The sequence below is a fragment of the Flavobacterium muglaense genome (assembly GCF_014305155.1).
GTDB lineage: Bacteria > Bacteroidota > Bacteroidia > Flavobacteriales > Flavobacteriaceae > Flavobacterium > Flavobacterium muglaense.
Genome location: NZ_JACRUK010000002.1, coordinates 82,981 through 104,128, shown reverse-complemented (window position 1 = coordinate 104,128; position 21,148 = coordinate 82,981). Strand labels below are relative to the sequence as shown.

At 36.6% G+C, this 21,148-nt stretch carries 14 protein-coding genes and 3 tRNA genes; 11 read left to right on the top strand and 6 right to left on the bottom strand.

Features of this window, described 5'->3' with window-relative positions:
- Window positions 1-14 precede the first annotated feature (14 nt).
- From H8R24_RS01555 to H8R24_RS01540, 4 genes are read left to right on the top strand one after another with little or no spacing between them, the layout of a single operon-like run.
- Window positions 15-929, top strand: a complete 915-nt coding sequence (locus tag H8R24_RS01555; RefSeq protein WP_187016838.1) for an ABC transporter ATP-binding protein — start codon at window positions 15-17, stop codon at window positions 927-929.
- A gap of 4 nt (window positions 930-933) precedes the next feature.
- Window positions 934-1,770, top strand: coding sequence for an ABC transporter permease (locus H8R24_RS01550; protein ID WP_187016839.1), 837 nt, complete (start codon window positions 934-936; stop codon window positions 1,768-1,770).
- A gap of 15 nt (window positions 1,771-1,785) precedes the next feature.
- On the top strand, window positions 1,786-4,119 hold the full coding sequence (locus tag H8R24_RS01545; RefSeq protein WP_187016840.1) for a T9SS type B sorting domain-containing protein: 2,334 nt from the start codon (window positions 1,786-1,788) through the stop codon (window positions 4,117-4,119).
- A gap of 24 nt (window positions 4,120-4,143) precedes the next feature.
- On the top strand, window positions 4,144-8,625 hold the full coding sequence (locus tag H8R24_RS01540; RefSeq protein ID WP_187016841.1) for a T9SS type B sorting domain-containing protein: 4,482 nt from the start codon (window positions 4,144-4,146) through the stop codon (window positions 8,623-8,625).
- Window positions 8,626-8,977: 352 nt separating this feature from the next.
- Here H8R24_RS01540 and typA read toward each other — a convergent pair whose 3' ends face one another.
- Window positions 8,978-10,774 (bottom strand): translational GTPase TypA, encoded by a 1,797-nt coding sequence (gene typA / locus H8R24_RS01535; RefSeq protein ID WP_187016842.1) that lies wholly within the window; start codon window positions 10,772-10,774, stop codon window positions 8,978-8,980.
- A gap of 172 nt (window positions 10,775-10,946) precedes the next feature.
- On the opposite strand from typA, the gene H8R24_RS01530 reads away from it, so the two are divergent.
- Window positions 10,947-12,656: a PAS domain-containing sensor histidine kinase gene (locus H8R24_RS01530; protein WP_187016843.1), complete on the top strand. Its 1,710-nt coding sequence runs from the start codon at window positions 10,947-10,949 to the stop codon at window positions 12,654-12,656.
- A gap of 4 nt (window positions 12,657-12,660) precedes the next feature.
- Window positions 12,661-13,080, top strand: a complete 420-nt coding sequence (locus tag H8R24_RS01525) for a response regulator (RefSeq protein WP_187016844.1) — start codon at window positions 12,661-12,663, stop codon at window positions 13,078-13,080.
- 121 nt (window positions 13,081-13,201) lie between these two features.
- On the opposite strand, the gene rpsT is transcribed toward H8R24_RS01525, so the two are convergent.
- The 5 genes from rpsT to proS all read right to left on the bottom strand — a co-directional run bounded on the left by rpsT (window position 13,202) and on the right by proS (window position 15,352).
- On the bottom strand, window positions 13,202-13,453 hold the full coding sequence (gene rpsT, locus H8R24_RS01520; protein WP_072941373.1) for a 30S ribosomal protein S20: 252 nt from the start codon (window positions 13,451-13,453) through the stop codon (window positions 13,202-13,204).
- Window positions 13,454-13,488: 35 nt separating this feature from the next.
- Window positions 13,489-13,560 (bottom strand) — tRNA-Glu (locus H8R24_RS01515).
- Between the two features lie 48 nt (window positions 13,561-13,608).
- Window positions 13,609-13,680: transfer RNA gene (locus H8R24_RS01510), tRNA-Glu, on the bottom strand.
- A gap of 44 nt (window positions 13,681-13,724) precedes the next feature.
- A tRNA-Glu gene (locus tag H8R24_RS01505) sits at window positions 13,725-13,796 on the bottom strand.
- 77 nt (window positions 13,797-13,873) lie between these two features.
- Window positions 13,874-15,352, bottom strand: a complete 1,479-nt coding sequence (proS, locus tag H8R24_RS01500) for a proline--tRNA ligase (RefSeq protein WP_187016845.1) — start codon at window positions 15,350-15,352, stop codon at window positions 13,874-13,876.
- A 101-nt stretch (window positions 15,353-15,453) separates the two neighbouring features.
- Between proS and H8R24_RS01495 the strand changes: the two genes are divergently transcribed.
- From H8R24_RS01495 to H8R24_RS01475, 5 genes are all read left to right on the top strand, one after another.
- Window positions 15,454-16,557 (top strand): hypothetical protein, encoded by a 1,104-nt coding sequence (locus H8R24_RS01495; RefSeq protein WP_187016846.1) that lies wholly within the window; start codon window positions 15,454-15,456, stop codon window positions 16,555-16,557.
- Between the two features lie 27 nt (window positions 16,558-16,584).
- Window positions 16,585-18,165, top strand: a complete 1,581-nt coding sequence (locus H8R24_RS01490; protein WP_187016847.1) for an OmpP1/FadL family transporter — start codon at window positions 16,585-16,587, stop codon at window positions 18,163-18,165.
- Window positions 18,166-18,384: 219 nt separating this feature from the next.
- Window positions 18,385-19,698, top strand: a complete 1,314-nt coding sequence (gene rimO, locus H8R24_RS01485) for a 30S ribosomal protein S12 methylthiotransferase RimO (RefSeq protein ID WP_187016848.1) — start codon at window positions 18,385-18,387, stop codon at window positions 19,696-19,698.
- A gap of 38 nt (window positions 19,699-19,736) precedes the next feature.
- Window positions 19,737-20,201: a hypothetical protein gene (locus tag H8R24_RS01480; RefSeq protein WP_187016849.1), complete on the top strand. Its 465-nt coding sequence runs from the start codon at window positions 19,737-19,739 to the stop codon at window positions 20,199-20,201.
- Window positions 20,202-20,240: 39 nt separating this feature from the next.
- Complete coding sequence (locus H8R24_RS01475) at window positions 20,241-21,143, top strand: N-acetylmuramoyl-L-alanine amidase (RefSeq protein ID WP_187016850.1); 903 nt, start codon at window positions 20,241-20,243, stop codon at window positions 21,141-21,143.
- Window positions 21,144-21,148 lie beyond the last annotated feature (5 nt).

The window sequence follows — 21,148 nt, the reverse complement described above, 5'->3', positions numbered from 1 at the left end:
TAAAAACGAACATTTTGGAAACTATTCTTTCAATTACCAATTTACACAAACGCTACGGCAGTTTACAAGCACTAAAAGAAGTCTCTTTTGAAATAAAAAAAGGACACGTTTATGGTATACTTGGACCCAACGGAAGCGGAAAATCAACTACCTTAGGTATCGTTTTAAATGTGGTTAACAAAACCTCGGGAACCTACAGCTGGTTTGGTGGCAAAGTACAAACTCACGAAGCTTTACAAAAAGTGGGGGCCATTATCGAAAGACCCAATTTTTATCCTTACATGACCGCCGAGCAAAACTTAAAGCTGGTATGCAAGATCAAAAACATCAATTATTCTAAAATACAAGAAAAGCTAGAATTAGTAGGTTTAATCGAAAGAAAGGACAGCAAGTTTAGCAGTTTCTCGCTAGGAATGAAACAACGCCTTGCCATAGCCTCTGCCCTCTTGAATGATCCTGAAATTTTAATTCTTGACGAACCCACAAACGGATTAGACCCACAAGGCATACACCAAATTAGAGCCATTATAAAAAAAATAGCCGCTATGGGTACTACCATATTATTGGCTTCACATTTATTAGACGAAGTTGAAAAAGTATGTACTCAAGTACTGGTTTTACGAAAAGGAACTGTTTTGTACTCAGGGCCCGTGGATGGTATGTCTACCAACGAAAGCTTTTTCGAACTACAATCAAAAGACAACACATTGCTCGTAAAAGCATTACAAACTCACCCATCGATCGAAACCATAAAAGAGGCAGACGGAAAAGTCTTTGTATATCTCAAAACAGCGCTTGAAGCAGCCGACTTGAATCAATTTTTATTTGAAAAAAATATTTTTTTAAGCCATCTCGTTACCCGAAAAAACAGCTTAGAAGAACAATTTTTAGAACTGACAAAGACCAATAAAACCACCACACAAAACTAGAGTTATGAAGCGTTTACTATCTATAGAATTACAAAAAATCTGGATGAACAAAGTCAGTAGGATTTTAACTCTTACCTATTTTATTCTCCTTTCGTTCATTGCTTTAATAGCCTCTATAAAATTTGATCTTGGCTTTTTTAAATTACATCTAGCCGAAATGGGCATTTTTAACTTCCCTTTTATTTGGCATTTTAATACCTATATAGCCGCTTGGCTCAAATTATTTTTAGCAATTGTTATTGTATCGATGATGGCAAACGAATACAGCTATGGCACTTTGAAGCAAAACCTAATTGACGGTATGAGTAAAAAAGAATTTATCACTTCAAAATTTTTAACGGTCTTACTTTTTGCCTTTATTTCGACTGTTTTTATTTTTATGATGACCTTAATTCTGGGGTACAACTTCTCCTCTTACACCGGCTTAAGCATCGTTTTTAGTGACTTAGAATACTTAGTTGCTTTCTTTGTAAAACTAGTAGGATTCTTCTCGTTTTGCTTATTTTTAGGCATCTTGGTCAAGCGATCTGCCTTTGCCTTAGGATTTCTATTTGTTTGGAGTATTGTTGAGAATATAGCTAAGGGATTATTAGTCTTTCATATTTTTCCCGAAAACGACATTGCTTACACTATCACACAGTTTTTTCCGCTAGAATCCATGTCTAATCTAATCATCGAACCCTTCTCCAGGCTATCTGTCATAAAAAATATAGGCACACAAATAGGAATGGAAACCGTTAAAGATTATAGCGTTCACCTTAGCTCGCTTGTGATCGTGACCATTTGGTCTCTTGTATTTATGTTATTGTCATATAAACTTTTAAAAAATAGAGATTTGTAGTAACTTTACCGAGTTATGAGAAAAATAAAACCCATTTTATTCTGTGCATTCTTCTATTGCTTGACCAATAGCATGACAGCACAAGTGATTAGCGTAGACGACACTAGAACAGCCCAACAATTAATTGAAAATGTTTTAATTAACAGTAGCTGCGCCAATGTGTCTAATTTCTCTGTCAACGGTGATCCGTTTTCAGGAGTCGACAAAAGCTATGGTTCATTTAACAATCAAGGTGGAAGCTTTCCGTTTAGCAGCGGGATCATTTTAAATACCTGGAGTATTAAGAAATCCATTGGTCCCTACACTAGCGGAGTAGCTGGAGGCGGAAGCAAGTCTTGGCTTGGCGATGCTGACCTCGATAACATTCTGGCAATAAAATCAATTAATGCAACTGTCTTAGAATTTGATTTTGTTCCTTTGACTAACTACATTAGCTTCAACTACATATTCGCATCTAATGAATACCAATCCAACTATCCTTGCGATTATTCCGATGGTTTTGCCTTTTTAATTAAAGAAAAAGGAAGTCTGTTAGACTATGAAAACTTAGCGGTTTTACCCAATAGTACAACAGCCGTCTCCTCAAAAAACGTACATCCCTTAATCAATAATATTACAGATTCATTTGGAACTAGCTATCCAGGATGTCCTCCAGTGAATGAAAGTTATTTTGATAAATTTAACACCACCGCAAGCCCTATAAACTATAGCGGTCAAACTAAAACAATGCAAGCCAGTTCTGCTGTAAAAGCAGGAGTAACCTATCATATAAAATTAGTGATTGCTGATGATGATAATGTAGAATATGATTCGGCCGTTTTTCTAGAAGCGGGAAGTTTTTCTTCCAAAATTGATCTAGGCATGGACCGATTATTTGCTACAAACAATCCCATTTGCTATGGCGAAACCACAGTGCTTGACACCAAATTATCGGCAAGTTTAGGATACACTTACAAATGGTATAGAAATAACGTTTTGCAACCACAAAACACTCCAAGCTTTACGGTAACTGGGCCAGGAACCTACCGCGTAGATGTAGAGTTAGGGAGTGCTAGCTGTACCACTTCAGACGAGGTAGTGATCGAATACACAACAGATATCGTACTGATCAACTCTACCTTAGTGCAATGTGACGAAAATGCAGACGGAATAAGTTTATTCAATTTAACCAAAGCTGACGCCGTGATTACCAACAACGATACTAGTTTAAACATTAGCTATTTTGAAACTTTAGCAGATGCTACAGCGAACACCAACGGCATTGCCAACCCAACAAGCTATACCAACAAAACACCCAATCAAAAACTATTTGCGCGCGTAACCAACGCGTTCGGTTGTGAAAAATATGCCGAATTAGATTTGCAAATTTCGAATACCAACATAGCACCTCAAAAACCATTTCCTACCTGTGACGGTGATGCAATCCAAGACGGATTCTATCATTTTGATCTAAATACCCAAGTTACACCAACTGTATTACAAGGATTATCACCTGGCTTGACAGTAGAATATTATTTAAATTATGCCAATGCTATAACACAAACTAATCCGTTACCCAATATATACAACAATGCAACTGCCAACCAGCAAATTATTTACGCTCGCATTGTAATAGGTACTGATTGTTATGATATCGCTCCAATAACTTTAGTTGTAAATACATTTTCACCTCCTAATTTTCAAGACGAGAAACAACCTTTATGCAACGGCAACACTGTAAATCTTGCTGTTGCAAATAGCTACAGTAGTTACTTATGGAGCACGGGAGAAACAACAAATGCAATCACAGTAGCAGCAGTAGGCGATTACACAGTAACTGTTACAGATTCCAACGGTTGCGAAGCAATAAAAAAGTTTAGCATTTCAGCCTCGGAGATTGGAACAATAACTGCCGCAACCACAACTAATTTTGCTGGAGATGACAATTCAATCACCCTAGAATATATAGGCTCAGGCGATTATGAATTTTCATTGGACGGATCTTACTATCAAGACAGTCCAACATTTACGACTTTAGCTCCCGGAGAATATTTGGCTTATGCCAGAGATAAAAATGGCTGTGGTGTTTCTAGTCCTTACACGGTATATGTTATTGATTACCCCCGATTTTTCACACCAAACGGTGATGGATTTAATGACCAGTGGCACATAAAGAACCTAGATTTACTAACTAAATCCATCTTAACTATCTACGATAGATACGGTAAATTACTAAAACAATTAGGTGCCAAAAGTGCCGGTTGGAATGGAACTTTCAATGGATATCAACTGCCAGCAGATGATTATTGGTTCAACCTACGATTTGATGACGGAAAAATTGTAAAAGGTCACTTTTCATTAAAAAGATAATATCTTTTTTCCTATTTTTAGCAAATGAAAAAGATAATTCTATTTGTATTTGTGTTCTTGTCCATCAGCTGTTTTGCACAGTTTAGTAAAACACATTACATCCCGCCCTTAAGTGGCTCAACAAATGTAAGTGCCGAAGAACAATACATCTATATATCGACTCCAAGTACGACCCCTATTCAATTTAAAATAATTCAATTAGGCGGCGCAACCATAACCGGAACAGTTTCACAAAGCAATCCTTATGTATTTGATGCGGGCTACGGGACCGATTCTCAATTGCATGTAAAAGAAAGTTTAATTAGCACTATCCTAAACAACAAAGGCTACATTATTGAAGCCGATGATGTCGTTTATGTAACGGTGCGGGTTATTGCAGGTAATGGAAACCAAGCAGGCGCATTAGTCTCCAAAGGATTAGCTGCCTTAGGAACCCAATTTAGAATTGGTGCTTTGACCAATGCCGATATCTCGGCGACCACAGGAAGTCACCTTACCTTTATTTCTATCCTTGCAACAGAAAACAATACCCTAATCAAATTTAGTGACATTAAAGCAGGCGTATCACTAATCAATAATACTGGTGGTGCAGCACCTGCAAATATTATATTAAACAGTGGCGAAAGTTATGTACTTGCAGTAAAAGGACCAACAGTAGCCAATAGGGACGGACTTATAGGAGCCTTAGTCAGCTCAGACAAACCGATTGCCGTAAACTGTGGATCGTATGCAGGAACCAACGGTAATAACACACAAAATATAGACTTAGGTTTTGACCAAATTGTATCAGCCGAAAGAACTGGTAAAGATTATATTCTAATAAAAAGCACCGGTCAAGATGTGGTTGAAAGAGCACTTATAGTAGCCCATCAAGACAATACCGAAGTCTATTTAAACGGAAACACAAGTCCATCATATACCTTGAATGCAGGTCAATATGCAACCGTAAACGGCTCCTTTTTTACAGCCGAAGGAAATCTTTATATCAGAACATCAAAAAATGCTTTTATTTATCAAAGTGTAGGCGACAATTCCCGCATTGATCAAGCCAACCAAGAATTGTTTTTCGTACCACCATTAAGCTGTGAAACCCCTCGATTAATTGACAACATACCTAACTTGAACGAAATAGGATCACGAACATTCACAGGTCGTGTAACCATAGTAACTGAGAAAAATGCCACTTTAACATTTAAAATTAATGGAACCTCTTATACATTGTCAAACGTACCTGCTGTCGTTGATGGACCGAAATTAGTAACTGGAAATTCGAATTACGAAACCTATACCATAACTGGACTATCAAACAATGTTTCAGTATATTCAACCGGTCAACTCTACCTCGCTTCTTATGGATCTGATGGAGCTGCTACTTATGGTGGTTTTTACTCTGGATTTACCTTTAAACCATCAATTACATTTGATAAAATTAATATAGCACAATCCAGCTGTATACCCAACACAAAACTTTTTGTAAGCAAGCTTACGGGCTTTGATACTTTTCAGTGGTATTTTAACTCAGCCGCAATTCCAGGAGCAACAGCTAACGAATACACCCCAACGCAACCTGGATATTACTATGTAAAAGCAACTCTTGCTACTTGTAGCACCATTTTGGACTCAGACAAAATCCCCGTAAGCGACTGTCCAATAGACACTGATAATGACGGCACAAACAACAATATTGATATTGACCTTGATAATGACGGAATCAAAAACACGGATGAAGCTAGTGTTTCACTTTTAAATCAATCCAACACTGTTGCAGGCTCAAACTACACGGGTGTCATTAGCGGAAGCGGAACAGTTACAGGTAATACCTCATATGGTTTTTCAACAGAAGTTCCAGCTGGAAAAATAAACAGCACGACATATACACTGAATCTAACAACAGCACAAAGTATTTCTTTAAGTTACATTTCGCCCGATACTGCTACGCAAACTACAGCGGCAACAAATTACATGAATTCCGAAGGCGATTTTATCATCAGTGTACCTGCTAACAAAACCATTACTTTACTAGATCCATTAGGACAACTATTAGTAGACACGAATTATGACGGAATATACGAAAGCGGAATTACCAGCTACTCTTCCTTTGAAATACGATTCCGATTAAAAAGTACCACCCCTCTGGTACCTGGAACCGCTGCTTTTAGTTTTTCAACCTATCTTACAACAGCAATTACACTGGTCCACAATAATTTATCCGATAGTAATAGTAATAGATCGACCTTTATGATTAGTGCTACTACCACCTATGATACCGATCTAGACGGAGTTCCTGACCTACTAGATATTGATAGCGACAATGATGGAATTCCTGATACTATAGAAGCGCAAGGCAAAGGATTTAAAGTGTTTTCTGGAGTCGATACTAATGCCGACGGACTGGATAATGCATTCGAACCAGGTCTTATTAAAATAAATACAGACAGTGATCTTTTTAATAGCCTACCTAAATATGATGTTACCGATTTAGACAGTGATAACGATGGAATTTACGATCTCACAGAATCTGGAAACGGAGCTCCAGATGCAAACTTCGACGGTATAATAGACGGATTGCCCGCTTCCTTTGGCACAAACGGATTGTATGATAATCTAGAAACAACACCCGACAGCGGAATATTAAAGTTACCTATTCGCGATACAGACAATGATGGTAGCTTTGATTATATTGATTTAGACAGTGACAATGACCTTTGTTTTGATGTCACTGAGGCTGGATTTACAGATAGTAACAATGACGGCCTTTTAGGTAACAATCCCGTTACAATAAACGCTGCCGGAATTGTAACCAGTAGAACCGATGGTTATACCTCTCCAAATTCGAACTACATTATAGCAGCACCTATTGTAATCAATACACAACCACAGGATATCGCTGAGTGCGAATCACAATCAGCATCATTTTCAACACAAACCACTCTTGTCACTTCCTACCAATGGCAAGTATCAACTGATGGTATAAACTGGAATAACATTGCAAATAACACTACCTATTCAGGCACGACAACAAACACTATTACAATAAACAACCTTGCTAATAGCATGAACAACTACAATTATCGAGTGGTGCTTACAAAAACAGGAAATACTTGCGGTCTAACATCTGCTCCAGCTAAACTAACTGTTTTCCCCTTACCAGTTGTTACGAGCCCAATGGAACTAAAACAGTGTGATGACGATTTAGATGGTATTTCTACATTTAATCTAACCGAAAAAAATAATTTTATTTCGACTAACTCGGTAAACGAAACGTTTACTTATTATACAACAGCTACCGCTGCCGCTACTAAAAATACTTTGGCACAAATTCCTAATCCACTAAATTACATTAGTAATACTAAAACAATCTGGACTAGAATCGAGAACACAAATGGATGTTCTAGCGTTGCCCAATTAAACTTAGTTGTATCATCCACACAACTACCATCTACATTCAGTAGAACTTTTGCCACTTGTGATGACTATATTGACGCCACACAAAATGACACTGATGGAGTTGCAACATTCGACTTCAGTTCCACAACCACTGATATAATAGCCTTACTTCCTGCCTCAGCAACCGTTTACACCATAAAGTTCTATGGCAACGAAGCAGATGCATTATCCGAATTAAATGAAATCACTAATACATCATCCTACAGGAACAGCAGTTCACCATTCAACCAAGAAATATGGGTCCGAGTAGAAAGTGCATCAGATAACGCATGTTATGGATTGGGGCCACATGTAAAATTACAAGTAAACCAAAAACCAAACATCAACACAAACGATGATCATCTAGATGACAATTTAGTTTGTTCCAATCTGCCCACTTTTTTCGTGCAATTAAATGCCGCAATTACAGATGGAACTCCTACAACAGACTACACTTATATTTGGTCCAAAGACAACCAAGTTATTCCAGCAAGCACCGCGTACACACTAGATGTAAATGCCATGGGATCGTATTCAGTAGTCGTAACTAATGCTTCGGGCTGCAGTCGAACGCGTACGATTCAAGTTACAGCATCAGATATTGCCACAATAGAAAGCATCAATATTGTAGATCTTACCGATAACAATACCATTACCATCAACGCAACTGGCCAAGGTGATTACGAGTACAACTTAGACGATGCTACAGGCAGCTTTCAAGCCTCTAACGTATTCGAAAATGTACCTTCTGGAATTCACGAGGTTTACATCAATGATAAAAATGGTTGTGGGCAAGTGCAAAAAACGGTTGCCGTAATTGGCGTACCGCGATTTTTTACTCCAAACAACGATGGTTACAACGACTACTGGAACTTAAAAGGAGTCAACAATGACCTCAATGCCAAGTCGGTTATCTACATTTTCGACCGATATGGTAAACTATTAAAAGAATTAAAACCCAACGGACTTGGCTGGAACGGAACCTTTAACGGCGCACCTCTACCCGCTGATGATTACTGGTACACCATTAAACTAGAAGATAACCGCGAATTAAAAGGACACTTTAGCTTAAAAAGATAAATTACCTGTAGATCAACAATTCAGTTGTTTAAACTCTACCATTAGCCCCAGATATATCGTATAATCTGGAGCTATTTTTTTGAAATAGAAAAACAAATAAGAGCCACTTTTTTAAAGAAGCATTCTTATTATTGGGCAGTGTCCCGCATCATCCCTATAGCTATCGGGGCGGAGCGGGCTATACGTTACAATCTTTTAGTGGGCAAAAACAAAGCCCCCTAAAAGGATTTTCACTGCTATCCCTCACTGTAAAAACAAAAACCCGTTTCACACAAAAAAAAACGAGCAAAAAAACTAGAGCAAAAAAAAGCCATTTCTTACGAAATGGCTTTTCCAATATATTTGTGATAAATTAGATTTTAAATCTTTTTCTATCAGTTTCAGTCAAATAGATTTTTCTCAAACGAATAGATTTTGGAGTACACTCTACATACTCATCTTTTTGAATGTATTCTAATGCCTCTTCAAGAGAGAAAATGATTGGCGGGATGATTCTCGCTTTTTCATCATTTCCAGAAGAACGTACGTTAGATTGTTTTTTCTCTTTCGTTACGTTTACACACATATCATCGCTACGTGAGTTTTCTCCAATTACTTGACCTTCATAGATTTCAGCATTTGGTTCAACGAAGAACTTACCACGGTCTTGTAATTTATCGATAGAATAAGGAATAGCTTTACCTTTTTCCATAGAAATCAATGAACCTTTGTTACGTCCAGCAATTTCACCTTTATAAGGCTCATATCCTATGAAACGGTGTGCCATAATAGCCTCACCAGCAGTAGCAGTAAGCAATTGATTACGCAATCCAATGATTCCACGTGATGGAATGTTGAATTTTACAATCATACGCTCTCCTTTAGTTTCCATAGAAAGCATTTCACCTTTACGCATTGTAACGAATTCAACTGCTCTACCTGAAAGTGATTCTGGTAAATCGATTGTTAATTCCTCAATAGGCTCACATTTTTTACCATCAATTTCTTTGATGATAACTTGTGGTTGACCAATTTGTAACTCATACCCCTCTCTTCTCATTGTTTCAATAAGAACAGATAAGTGAAGTACACCACGACCAAAAACCATAAACTTATCAGCAGAATCAGTTTCACCCAATTTCATTGCTAAGTTTTTCTCTAACTCTTTTGTTAAACGCTCTCTAATATGACGAGAAGTTACAAATTTACCCTCTTTACCAAAGAAAGGAGAGTCATTAATTGTAAACAACATACTCATTGTAGGTTCGTCAATTGCAATAGAATCTAATGCTTCTGGATTTTCAAAGTCAGCGATAGTATCACCAATTTCAAATCCTTCAACACCCACAATTGCACAAATATCTCCAGCAATTACTTCAGTTACTTTTTTACGTCCAAGACCTTCAAAAGTATGTAATTCTTTAATACGTGATTTTACAACAGTACCGTCTCTTTTCACTAATGAGATTGGCATACCTTCTTTCAAAACCCCTCTTTCCAGACGACCAATAGCGATACGACCTGTAAATGCCGAAAAGTCAAGAGACGTAATCAACATTTGTGGAGTTCCTTCAGATACTTTAGGAGCTGGTACATTTTCGATAACCATATCCAATAATGCTTCCACATTATCAGTTACGTTTTCCCAATGATCAGACATCCAGTTATTCTTAGCAGAACCGTAAACCGCTGGAAAATCCAACTGCTCTTCAGTAGCACCTAATTCAAACATTAAGTCAAAAACTTTTTCATGAACTTCTTCAGGAGTACAGTTTTCTTTATCAACTTTATTTATAACAACGCATGGTTTTAAACCAAGGTCTAATGCTTTCTGTAATACAAAACGCGTTTGTGGCATAGGCCCTTCAAATGCATCCACAAGCAAACAAACACCATCAGCCATATTCAATACACGCTCAACCTCACCACCGAAATCGGCGTGACCAGGAGTATCAATAATGTTGATTTTTGTTCCTTTGTACTGAACAGAAACATTCTTAGAAGTAATAGTAATACCTCTTTCGCGCTCTAAATCGTTGTTATCAAGGATTAGATCACCTGTGTTTTCGTTGTCACGAAATAACTGACAGTGATACATAATTTTATCAACCAAAGTTGTTTTACCGTGATCGACGTGGGCAATAATTGCAATGTTTCTAATAGATTCCATCTGTGATTTTTAATGGGTGCAAAGGTACACTTTATTTTGATATAAAAAATAAATATCTAATACTTTACATATTGTTAACGCATTACACCCTAAAAAACTGTGCTTTTTTAAACCAATTAAATAACTTTAGATCTAAATTTTGTTATTCGCAATATTTAATTACATTTGGGTAATGAAAAACAAATCCAACCAAATAACCGCGATCTACCTACTCATTGCTATATTCGCAGCTATAATTTTTCATAAAATATCTTTAATTTATTCAAAGACAACCACTTACCCGATAGTAAATTTCATCAAAGATGTAACATTAGTACTAATCACAGGCTTAACCTACAGATTTATCTTAGTCAAAAACGACAATCGAAACCTAAGCTTTTTCGAAAAATTAAAACGCACCAATGACAAGATCAGAGAGTCTAATGAGAAATACGACATTGTAGCAAAAGCAACAAGTGACACCATCTGGGATTGGCAAATCCAACAAGACCAACTCATCTGGAATAAAGGAATTAAGAGCATGTTTGGATACGATGAAAACCAAATAGGAAATAGCTCTAAATGGTGGTTTGACAACATTCACCCAGAGGACAGTATCAAAATGTCTATTAAACTATATTCTTTCATCGAACAAAAAACCGAAAACTGGCAAGACGAATACCGTTTTAAATGTTCCGATAATTCATACAAATATGTTTTAGACCGAGGCTTTCTATTAAAAGACGAAAACGGAAAACCAACCCGTATGATTGGCGCAATACAAGACATCACTAAACGCAAAGAAGAAGAACTAAGACTAAAACTCCTTGAAACAGTAATTTTACAAACAAAAGATTCTATTGTTATTAGTGAAGCCGACTTCAATAAAAACAAATTACCAAAAATAATATATGTTAACCCTGCCTTTTCAACGATCACAGGATACAAAGCAAGTGAAGTAATAGGCGAGTCACCCGACTTATTAAAAGGAATCAACACTGACCCAATCAACATTCAAAAAATTGTTGACACCATCAAAAACAGAGAAGAAAGCGTATTCGAAATGATCTGTTATAAAAAAAACAACGAAGAGTTTTGGCTGAGCTTCTCGATGATTCCTATTTACAATGCCGACAAAGAACTATCGCATTGGATCTCCATTCAGCGAGACATCACAAATGACAAAAAACAAGAAAAAGAAAAAGAACAACTAATTAACGAACTAACCATTACCAACAAAGATCTTAAGCAATTCTCTTACATCACATCACACAACTTAAGAGCACCATTATCTAATTTAACCGGCCTACTAAACCTTGTAGAAGATATAGAAATTGAAGATTTAGAATTAAAAGAAATCATACACGGGTTTAGTCAATCAACACATTTACTAAACGACACTATAAACGACCTTACGAGAGTGATGTTAATTAAAGACAAACCTTCTATCCAGCGAGAAGAAGTTGTCCTTAAGGACGTATTTAAAAAAATCTACAAAATAACTACCGCAACCGAGGGTCAAAAGCCACTAGTTGTATTAGATACTGAACAAGCACCCGTTCTTTATATCAATAAACCATATATTGAAAGCATTTTACAAAATCTACTAAGCAATTCCATTAAATACAGATCAACAGACAAAGAGTTAAAAATATCAATTAAATCATTCCACAGCAACAACAGCACTTATATAGTATTTGAAGACAATGGCATCGGAATTGATTTAAAAAGAAACAAAGATAAAATTTTTGGACTGTATCAAAAATTCCACAACCAACCCAACAGCAAAGGACTAGGCCTTTATTTAGTAAAATCTCAAGTTGAAGCTATGGAAGGAAGCATTAATGTCACAAGCACAGTAAACATAGGCACTACATTTACAATAACATTTAAAAATAAATAAACGAATGCTCGATTTAATTCTATGCGTTGATGACGACCCTATAACCTTGATGTTATGCAAGAAAGTGATTCAAAAATCATTACTTTCAAAAGAAATAATTACAGCACAAAATGGCGAAGAAGCCTTAGAATACTTCAAGAACCTCAATGATTTAAAATCACAAAACACAGCAGTCAACTTACCTCAATTAGTGTTTTTAGACCTCAACATGCCTGTAATGGGCGGCTGGGAATTTCTTGACGAATTCAATACAACACACTACAAACATGTAAACACAATTAAGATCGTTGTGCTTTCATCAACAGTTGATCCCGACGATTTAGAAAAAGCAAACACCTACCCTATGGTTTTAGATTTCTTACCAAAACCCATCACCACCTCAATGTTAAAATACGTTACAAGCAAAGTAACTATAGCCAAATAACATTTTACACACACCAGCTAAAGTATCAAATTAACAACATCATCGATTTTTTGAAATATATAGACATAAAAAAAGCTCCTTAAAAAGGAGCTTTTTTTATATTATCGATAAAATGCAATTATTACAATTTAGCAACAAATTTCGTCAATTTTGATTTCAAGTTAGACGCTTTGTTATCATGAATGATATTCTTTTTAGCTAATTTGTCAATCATAGAAATTACATTTGACAATTTAGAAGTAGCATCAACTTTATCAGTAGCTATTCTTAATGCTTTGATAGCATTACGAGTAGTTTTATGTTGGTATCTGTTTAATACTCTTCTCTTTTCGTTACTTCTGATTCTCTTTAGAGCTGACTTATGATTTGCCATTTTATTATGTTTTTATCTTTTACTATTTTATTTTGTAGTCCGTAAGGGAATCGAACCCCTGTTACCAAGACGAAATCTTGGCGTCCTAACCCCTAGACGAACGGACCATTATCCTTCTAAGTTAGTTATGAATCTAAAAAATTAGATTTATTTTGTAGCCCGTAGCGGAATCGAACCGCTCTTACATGGATGAAAACCATGCGTCCTAACCGATAGACGAACGGGCCATATCCTTTTAAGTTAAGGAAGAACTTTTGCAAAAGAAAATTAGTAGCCCGTAGCGGAATCGAACCGCTCTTACATGGATGAAAACCATGCGTCCTAACCGATAGACGAACGGGCCTTGCTTCTCTAATGCGGATGCAAAAATACAACTATTTTCGAGAAGTACAATAGCAGACTTAAAAAAATTTAAAAAATTTAATAAGCCTTTGCAAAAAGCACTCTCTTACTAGACGGATTCCCAGTAAACACACATACTCCAGCCTCTTCTACACTATCCAAAGGAATGCATCTAATAGTTGCTTTGGTAAGATCCTTTATTTTCTCCTCGGTAGCAGCTGTACCATCCCAATGTGCTGATACAAAACCACCTTTGTCATTTAAAACCGTTTTAAATTCCTCAAAACTATTTACTTCTGTTACATGAGTATCTCTATAAGTCAAAGCTTTATTAAACAAATCTGCTTGAATTTGCACTAGTAAATCACTTATGTAGGTTTCAATTCCGTCTTTAGACTTCACTTCTTTTGTCAAAGTATCTCTTCTTGCTACTTCAAAAGTTCCGTTTTCTAAATCTTTTGGTCCAACCGCAACTCGAACAGGCACCCCTTTTAATTCCCATTCTGCAAATTTAAACCCGGGCTTCTGAGTCGTTCTATTATCATATTTTACAGAAACGTTCAACTTTCTCAAGTTAGCAATCAACACAGCTACTTCGGCCGTAATTGCATCTAGCTGCTCATCTGTTTTATATATAGGTACAATAACCACTTGGATAGGCGCCAAATTAGGAGGCAAAACCAATCCTTGATCATCAGAATGCGTCATTACTAATGCTCCCATCAATCGGGTTGAAACTCCCCATGATGTACCCCAAACATATTCTTGCTTCCCTTCGGCATTAGCAAATTTAACATCGAATGCTTTTGCAAAATTTTGACCTAAAAAATGAGATGTACCGGCCTGAAGTGCTTTACCATCTTGCATCAAAGCTTCGATACAATATGTTTCCTCTGCACCAGCAAAACGTTCTGTTTCTGTTTTCAACCCTTTTATCACCGGAATTGCCATGAAATCCTGAGCAAAATCAGCATATACATTCATCATTTTCTCTGATTCCTCGATAGCTTCTGCTCTAGTAGCGTGCGCTGTATGCCCTTCTTGCCATAAAAATTCGGCTGTTCTCAAGAACAAACGCGTTCTCATCTCCCATCGCACCACATTGGCCCATTGATTGATTAACAAAGGTAAATCGCGGTACGACTGCACCCAACCTTTATAAGTAGACCAAATAATTGCCTCACTCGTAGGACGAACAATAAGCTCTTCTTCTAACTTAGCATTAGGGTCAACCATTAATTTCCCTGGCTTATCTGGATCATTTTTTAAACGATAATGCGTAACAATAGCACATTCTTTTGCAAATCCTTCAGCATTCTTCTCTTCGGCTTCAAACATGCTCTTAGGAACAAATAAAGGAAAATAGGCATTTTCATGTCCCGTTTCTTTAAACTTTCGATCCAACTCTGCTTGCATTTTTTCCCAAATAGCATAGCCATACGGTTTGATCACCATACAACCTCTAACTCCTGAATTTTCAGCTAAATCCGCTTTTACAACCAGTTCGTTATACCATTTTGAATAATCTTCTGATCTTGTAGTAAGGTTCTTGCTCATATTGAATAGTTTGGCACAAATTTTGTTTTATATTATTTAACTAAAAAGTTCCACAAAACTAACTATTTTTGTAATGTGCAACAATAAAAAACCATACAGATATGAAAACTTATACTTTTTCATCCCAAAAAAAACCAATTTACACTGTAATTGCGTTTTTAAGCTTACTAATGACCTCTTGCGGTACCTATCAAAATAGTTCCTATTATGACAGTGACGGTATTTACGGTGGTAGCACACCTCAAAGAACCGAAACTGTACCTCAAGCTACTGCTAGTAATCAATACAAAGACTATTTCAGTTCTTTACAAAATGACAATCAATCGACTGAAATCTTCACTAACATTGATGATTATAACAATTATAATAATGAAGAAACCGACTTTGATCCATCAAACAATCAATACGCAGGTTGGGGAAATAACCAAACCGGAACTGATATCACTATTCAAAACAATTGGGGATCTAACTTTGGCTATGGATTAGGCTATTCGTCTTTCGGATGGGGGAATCCATATAACAATTGGGGATACGCTAATTACGGATGGGGCAACCCATACAACAATTGGGGATATGGTAACTTTGGATATGGTTTCTCAAACTTCGGATGGGGTTATCCTTATTATGGTTATGGATACAATACTTTTGGATGGGGATACCCATATAACAACTGGGGATATGGTAACTTTGGATACGGTTACGGATACAACAACTACGGATCTGCAAATCGCTACAACAATCGTAATTACTCTTACAATGCCGGTAGAAGAGGTTCTTCGAACTATAACTCAAACTCAGGTAACACCAATCGTAATGCAAGCGCAAGAAACACTTCGCAAAACAACAGTTATGACACTAGAAACATAAACAGCTCACGCAACTCCAATAATACCAACTTCAACAGAAACAACGGTAACTTTAGCAGAAGTAGTAATACGCAAAGCACACCTACTTTCTCCAGAAGAAATGAATCGCAAAATCAAAATTACAACACACCAACTCGAAGAACAAATACCAATACTACTAGAGAATACAACAACACGAACACTAACAACAATAGCCGAAACGAAAGCTATACTCCTACTCGATCAAACAATAATTTCAATCAAGGTAGCAGTAGCAGCAGCGGAAGATCATCAAGTGGTGGATCATCATCAGGAGGAAGATCATCAGGTGGAGGAAGATCATCAGGCGGTAGAGGATAATCAATCTTATTTTTAAAAAGAAACAACATGAAAAAACAGCTATTTATATTGTTAACTGGTTTAACCTTTGGTATCGCACAATCACAAGAGGTTACAGATGCTTTGCGCTATTCACAAGACAACTTAAACGGAACCGCTCGTTTTAGAGCCATGAGCGGCGCCTTTGGTGCCCTAGGAGGTGACTTATCCTCTATAAATGTAAACCCTGCAGGATCGGCCGTATTTATAAACAACCAAGTTGGCGTAACCTTAAGCAACAATAGCAATAAAAACAATTCGACCTATTTTGGTTCTAAAACGAGTGACAGCAAGAATTCATTTGATTTAAACCAAGCTGGAGGAGTATTTGTTTTCAACAATCAAAGTAAAAACAGCAATTGGAAAAAGGTTGCCATAGCGCTAGACTATGAAAACACGACTAATTTTAACAATTCTGTTTTCTCTGCAGGTACCAACCCCAGTAACTCAATAGGGAATTACTTCCTGAGCTATGCTAACACCAGTAACGGTGGAGCACCGGTACCTCAAACATATGTCAACACTCAAACAGGTGAATCCATCTCAAGTTTATACTCGTTTCTAGGAACCAACTTACCTAATAACCAATACCCTAAACTGAATGGATTTGCAGCACAGCAAGCCATGCTAGGCTATCAAGCTTACGTTATAAACGCTGTAGATCCTACAAATGCTGATTCAGCTTTTGAAACCAATGTTGCTTCAGGAGGGAATTACTACCAAGAAAATAGCATTGTTGAAACAGGTTATAATGGAAAATTAGCCTTTAACGCCGCTACATCCTATAAAGACAAACTCTATTTAGGAATTAACTTGAACTCCCATTTTTCGGACTATAGAAGATCGACTGTTTTCTATGAGGACAACAACAACACCTTAAACTCAAACTATAGAGTAACTCAAGCTCAATTTAGCAATGACTTGTATACTTACGGAACAGGATTCTCTTTCCAACTGGGAGCTATAGCGAAAGTTACAAAAGACGTTCGACTTGGTTTAGCTTACGAATCATCGACTTGGTATCGCCTGAATGACGAATTATCTCAAAAACTATATGCGGTGAGCAGCAATAGCTCAGGTTCACTAGACGCTGATGTTGCTGACCCAAGAACTACCAACCTTTACGAAGCTTACAAACTACAAACCCCAAGTAAAACAACAGTAAGTTTTGCGTATGTATTTGAAAAAAAAGGATTGATTAGTATTGACTATGCACTCAAAGACTACAGCAAAACGAAATTCAGACCCGAAAACAACTCGTTTTTTAACGATCAAAATAACTACATGAACAGCATTCTAACCAACACTGGTGAATTAAGAATAGGTGGTGAATATAAAATAGAACTATTAAGCCTTAGAGCTGGTTACCGTTACGAGCAAAGTCCGTATAAAAATGGTACTACAGTTGGTGATTTAACAGGATACTCTGCAGGACTTGGATACAATTTTGGATCAACTAAGCTAGATTTAGCTTATTCTTATGCCAAAAGAGCTTCACAACAAGGGTTTCTTAGCCAAGGTTTTACAGATGGCGCGACCATCAATGCCATAAACAACAATGTTACTTTTACGCTTTTATTTGAATTGTAGTAAAACAACATAATCTCCTTAAAAAGTCGTCTTGTTGTACTAGCTCAAGACGACTTTTTTTTAGCCCTGATGGAAGCGGCATCCTCTTGTGGTAGCGATAGCGGACACAAGAGATATAGCGGACAGCAGGAAATAGCTCCTAAAAAACGTTCTAAAACCTAGTTAAACTAATGGGGATTGGATAAAAAAACGTAATTTTGCACTCCAATTTACAAAACTATGAGAACCAAGTCTTTAAAAAAGAATAAAATCAACGTAATCACCCTTGGGTGTTCAAAGAATATATATGATAGTGAAGTCTTAATGGGACAACTTCGTGCAAATGGCAAGGAAGTAGAACATGAAGCGCCTGCTGAGAGAGAAGGAAACATCATTGTAATCAACACATGTGGGTTTATTGACAATGCTAAAGCTGAGTCAGTTAACATGATTTTAGAATATGCCGACAAGAAAGAAAAAGGACTGGTTGACAAGGTTTTTGTGACTGGATGCTTATCTGAACGTTACAGACCGGATTTAGAAAAAGAGATTCCGAATGTGGATCAATTTTTTGGGACAACTGAATTACCTCAATTATTAAAAGCGCTAGGAGCTGATTATAAGCATGAATTATTAGGAGAACGTTTGACGACAACTCCTAAAAACTATGCGTATTTAAAAATTGCAGAAGGTTGTGATAGACCGTGTAGTTTTTGTGCGATTCCGCTTATGAGAGGAAAACACGTTTCGCAACCTATTGAAAAACTGGTTAAAGAAGCACAAGGTTTAGCTCGTGATGGTGTTAAGGAATTGATTTTGATTGCTCAAGATTTAACTTATTACGGTCTTGATATCTATAAGAAAAGAAATTTAGCTGAACTTCTTGAAGCATTGGCAGCTGTTGAAGGGATTGAATGGATTCGTTTGCATTACGCCTTCCCTACTGGTTTCCCTATGGACGTTTTAGACTTAATGAAACGCGAACCTAAGATTTGTAACTATATTGATATTCCGTTACAACATATATCTGATTCAGTATTAAAATCAATGCGACGTGGTACTACGCAAGCCAAAACGACTCAATTATTGAAAGATTTTAGAGCTGCAGTTCCTGGAATAACGATTCGTACAACACTTATTGTAGGATATCCTGGAGAAACTCAAGAGGACTTTAACATTCTTAAGGACTGGGTTCAAGAAATGAAATTTGACCGTATGGGATGTTTTGCTTATTCTCACGAAGAAAACACTCATGCATACTTACTTGAAGATGATGTTCCGGATGAAGTGAAACAAGAACGCGCAAATGAAATCATGGAGTTACAATCGCAAATTTCTTGGGATTTGAACCAAGAAAAAGTAGGTCAAGTTTTTAAATGCATCATCGATAGAAAAGAAGGCGCTCACTTTGTGGGAAGAACAGAATTTGACAGTCCAGATGTAGATAACGAAGTACTTATTGATGCCTCTAAATTCTATTTAAAAACAGGCGACTTTGCAATGATAAAAATTATCGATGCAACTGAGTTTGACTTATACGGAGAACCAGCATAAAACGTATTCTTTTATTATAAATCACAAAAAAATTAAGCATGAAAACAATTAAAACTATATTGGTTTTGGCAGTAGTGTTATTATCAATTAATTCAGCTTCGGCACAATATGGAAATAATGGATATGGTGGTGGTAATAATGGATACGGCGGCGGAAGAATGAGTCAAATGAGCCAAATGAATCAAGCTCCAAGCGACAACAAACCAAAAGAAATTCCGGTAGAAGTGACCGTAGGTAAGATTATGGAAAGAATAACTCCTGCCTTATCACTGGATGCTTTACAGGAAATTGCTATTGCAAATGTTATAACAGAGAGCATACGATCACAAGCAATCTTAATGAAAGATAAAAGTGGCCAAGAACAAAAAATTGAAGAAATCAAAGCACTGTCTGAAACTACAGATCGAAAAATAAACGAATTTTTGAATGCCGATCAAAAAGTAAAGTACAAGGCTTTAAACGAGGAGAGTAAAAACCCAAAAAAATCAAGACGAAATAGATAATTTCGATTGAAAAAATGATAAGTCCCTTTTATTAAAATTATGAATAAATATTTAGCTTTCTTCGTTCTTGCCATTGCAATAAGCTCTTGTTCTACAAACCCTTACAAGGTAAGCGAGAAGGAATACGACAATAAACTAAAATCTTTTAAAGAAACCATTTCGAATAAAGAAGTAGAACCTTTGCCGGTTGTAACCAAGTCATCAATAACCATTGATAATTTATACACCAAACAACTGTATACCTTTAAAGATACTATTTCTAAAATGGGATCTACCCCACTAGGAAACGGAATTAAAACGGAATGGATAGGAACGGTAAACTTTAATTTAAGAAAGCCAAACTTTATCATTATTCACCATACAGCACAGGACTCTATACAACAAACCATTAGAACATTTACATTATCCAGAACGCAAGTAAGTGCTCATTATGTAGTTGCAGATGATGGAAGTGTAGTACAAATGCTTAATGACTACCTACGCGCTTGGCATGCTGGAAGTGGTTCATGGGGTAAAAATACTGATATCAACTCATCATCTATTGGTATAGAATTAGACAATAACGGTTCAGAACCATTCTCTGAAGCTCAAATTACTAGTTTGATGGCACTGTTGAGTAAACTTAAAAAAGAGTACAATATCCCAACACAAAACATCATTGGCCACTCAGACATTGCACCAAGCAGAAAAGTAGATCCTAGTACATTATTCCCGTGGAAAGTACTTGCTGACAACGGATTTGGTGTTTGGAAAGATGATTTCTTAGAAACCGCTCCTGCAAATTTTAATGTAGAACAAGCATTACGAATTATAGGTTACAACACTGCTAACTTATCATCGGCCATTACAGCATTTAAAATTCATTTTATTCAAACTGAAGTAAATGATGTTTTAGATCAAAACACCATAAACACTATATATTCAATATATAAAAAGCAATAATTCAC

What these genes read in the sequence shown, in the direction of transcription:
- H8R24_RS01490 (WP_187016847.1), top strand. Translation starts at nt 16,585, where the DNA reads ATGAAAAAACAGCTATTTATATTGTTAACTGGTTTAACCTTTGGTATC.
- H8R24_RS01475 (WP_187016850.1), top strand. Translation starts at nt 20,241, where the DNA reads ATGAATAAATATTTAGCTTTCTTCGTTCTTGCCATTGCAATAAGCTCT.
- proS (WP_187016845.1), bottom strand. Translation starts at nt 15,352, where the DNA reads ATGAGCAAGAACCTTACTACAAGATCAGAAGATTATTCAAAATGGTAT.
- H8R24_RS01480 (WP_187016849.1), top strand. Translation starts at nt 19,737, where the DNA reads ATGAAAACAATTAAAACTATATTGGTTTTGGCAGTAGTGTTATTATCA.
- H8R24_RS01530 (WP_187016843.1), top strand. Translation starts at nt 10,947, where the DNA reads ATGAAAAACAAATCCAACCAAATAACCGCGATCTACCTACTCATTGCT.
- rpsT (WP_072941373.1), bottom strand. Translation starts at nt 13,453, where the DNA reads ATGGCAAATCATAAGTCAGCTCTAAAGAGAATCAGAAGTAACGAAAAG.
- H8R24_RS01545 (WP_187016840.1), top strand. Translation starts at nt 1,786, where the DNA reads ATGAGAAAAATAAAACCCATTTTATTCTGTGCATTCTTCTATTGCTTG.
- typA (WP_187016842.1), bottom strand. Translation starts at nt 10,774, where the DNA reads ATGGAATCTATTAGAAACATTGCAATTATTGCCCACGTCGATCACGGT.
- H8R24_RS01495 (WP_187016846.1), top strand. Translation starts at nt 15,454, where the DNA reads ATGAAAACTTATACTTTTTCATCCCAAAAAAAACCAATTTACACTGTA.
- H8R24_RS01550 (WP_187016839.1), top strand. Translation starts at nt 934, where the DNA reads ATGAAGCGTTTACTATCTATAGAATTACAAAAAATCTGGATGAACAAA.
- H8R24_RS01540 (WP_187016841.1), top strand. Translation starts at nt 4,144, where the DNA reads ATGAAAAAGATAATTCTATTTGTATTTGTGTTCTTGTCCATCAGCTGT.
- rimO (WP_187016848.1), top strand. Translation starts at nt 18,385, where the DNA reads ATGAGAACCAAGTCTTTAAAAAAGAATAAAATCAACGTAATCACCCTT.
- H8R24_RS01525 (WP_187016844.1), top strand. Translation starts at nt 12,661, where the DNA reads ATGCTCGATTTAATTCTATGCGTTGATGACGACCCTATAACCTTGATG.